The organism is Acinetobacter endophylla (assembly GCF_053543775.1).
The window spans coordinates 1-2,357 of the sequence record NZ_JBLVOM010000274.1; the positions used below are offsets into that span (position 1 = coordinate 1).

4 protein-coding genes are annotated in these 2,357 nt (G+C 33.6%); 3 read left to right on the top strand and 1 reads right to left on the bottom strand.

Features of this window, described 5'->3' with window-relative positions; translation table 11 throughout:
• The 3 genes from ACNPNW_RS15945 to ACNPNW_RS15955 form a co-directional block, all read left to right on the top strand.
• Positions 1 to 381: transposase (locus ACNPNW_RS15945; RefSeq protein WP_003281209.1), on the top strand; the 381-nt coding region annotated here is incomplete at its 5' end.
• A gap of 215 nt (positions 382 to 596) precedes the next feature.
• On the top strand, positions 597 to 1,178 hold the full coding sequence (locus ACNPNW_RS15950) for a hypothetical protein (RefSeq protein WP_448767156.1): 582 nt from the start codon (positions 597 to 599) through the stop codon (positions 1,176 to 1,178).
• A gap of 27 nt (positions 1,179 to 1,205) precedes the next feature.
• Entirely contained in the window at positions 1,206 to 1,844 is a 639-nt protein-coding gene (locus ACNPNW_RS15955; RefSeq protein ID WP_448767157.1) for a reverse transcriptase domain-containing protein, read from the top strand.
• Between the two features lie 39 nt (positions 1,845 to 1,883).
• On the opposite strand, the gene ACNPNW_RS15960 is transcribed toward ACNPNW_RS15955, so the two are convergent.
• Positions 1,884 to 2,357, bottom strand: a 474-nt coding sequence (locus ACNPNW_RS15960; RefSeq protein WP_448767158.1) for an IS3 family transposase, incomplete at its 5' end; no start/stop codon positions are given.

The window sequence follows — 2,357 nt, forward strand, 5'->3', positions numbered from 1 at the left end:
GTTTCTCCTCAGTTTAATGCCAATGCTATTCAGGATTATGCATTACGCTGGGAAATTGAAACCTTATTCAGTTGTCTCAAAGGACGCGGGTTTAATCTTGAAAATACGCGCTTGACAGACCCTAGACGAGTGAAAAAATTGATTGCGGTGTTAGCTATAAGCTTCTGTTGGTGTTACTTAACGGGTGAATGGCAACATGATCAAAAAAAAGCGATAAAAATAAAGAAGCATGGACGACTCTCAATGAGTTTATTTCGCTATGGTTTAGACTATGTTCAAATGGCGATTCAGCGTTTAATTGGTTTTGGGAAAAAAGAAGAGTTTAAGGAAATTTTGGCAATTTTAAGAAGGCAGAATCCTGATAGGATAAGGGTTCTGTGAAATTTGTCGTGTACAGAGGATAAATTATTAAAAAGCCCTATTCCAGTGAATGGGGCTTTTTTACATCAACATAAAAGATTAGTTAAAAATAAACACTTCGTATAACAGGTATTATGTAGAAAAACTCAAATGACAAGTATTGTATGAATTTATAATAATTATATCTATACCTATGATTAATTATAGATTATATTCATCTAGTTGATTCTGAAGCGATGCCAAAACACGGCAAAAACTTCAATGATGCGACCCGAGTACAGCACATCACACATATTTCAGCAGAGTCCTTGACAGGATGCTATACGTTCATCGAGTTATTAGTGAACAGCAGTGATGGTGAGATGCGTAGAATCCTCGTTCCTCTTGCTACCATTTTTAAAGAGGAATCCAACAATAATTCGGAGGTTGCAACAGTGAACGCTGAACAGAATCAACGTAGTATCGAGTCATTTCAAGGCATCTTTACGGCAGTAATGATATTAACCATGATAATTGTGTTATTGATTAGCCCTTTTAGCATTGGAACGCTACTGTCATGTCTTGTTACAATTCTATGCTTGACTTTTGATTATGTAATATGCTATAAAGAATTGGCTATTAATCATAAAAACTTAAGGTTAAATCAGGTGACTGAAGCGATGCCAAAACACGGCAAAAACTTCAATGATGCGACCCGAGTACAGCACATCACACATATTTCAGCAGAGTCCTTGACAGGATGCTATACGTTCATCGAAAAATTAGTGAACAGCAGTGATGGTGAGATGCGTAGAATCACTTCGTACCTGTATGGGTAGCCTTGTAAACATACAGAGAAAGAGTAAATGACATTTTTTGATTACCTAAAAGAGAACTTTATTCAAAGTTTTTTTAAGTTATTCAATAAACAACGTCCTTATCTATTAGATATAAAATATTATCCTGAATATCTATCATTCAATGAGTTCAATCTCAATAAAGACAAAATCTTAGTTGATCTTCTCGACAATCTATCTAAAAAAAAGTATTCACCTCAACCATTACATCCAGTTTTAATGGAAAAACCAGACGGCTCTTTTAGATTAATATGTATTCCAGCGATCCAAGATCGTATAATTCAAAAACTAATCTTAAAATATATAAAAGTTCATCATCAGAATAAATATATCTTAGCTACAAATTATGACTTTTCATCTAAAATTAGTGAAGCAGGTGCAATATCTGCTCGAATAGAAGCCTTAAAATTAAGAAACCAATATTCACATGTTCTAAAAACTGATATTTCAGCATTTTTTGACAATTTAAATCGTCAATTAATAAAAAAGAATATTGAAGAAAAATTAGATATTCCTGAAATAAATTTCATATTAGAGAAAATCATTAAAGTAGATACTAGACTTAAAGAAACTGAACTAATAGGTGCTAAAGAAATAGATTTTCTAAAATCGAAAAGAGGAAAAGGAGAAGTGGTCCCACATGTTTGAACAACTAAAAGCTTATTTATAAGTGATACTCTGCTCTAGTTAAGCTACCTTATTTTGTTGTGGTAGCTGGTCATAGTAAAACTCATCTGGAGTCATTTTGTCCAGACTCGAATGAGGTCGTTTTAAATTATAAAATTCAAAATATGCGTTTAATTGCTTCTTCGCATCCAAAACATTGCTGTAGGCTTTGAGATACACCTCTTCATATTTAACGCTCCGCCATAATCGTTCAACCATCACATTATCAACCCATCGACCTTTACCATCCATACTGATTTGAATGCCATTTGATTTCAATACATCAATAAATGCATCACTGGTAAACTGACTGCCTTGGTCTGTATTAAATATTTCAGGTCGACCATATTTTTCAATAGCTTCATTTAATGTTTCTATGCAAAATGTAACCTCCATACTAATCGATACTCTATGCGCAAGTACCTTGCGGCTATGCCAATCAATCACAGCACATAAATAAACAAAGCCTTTTGCCATAGGGATATACGTTATATC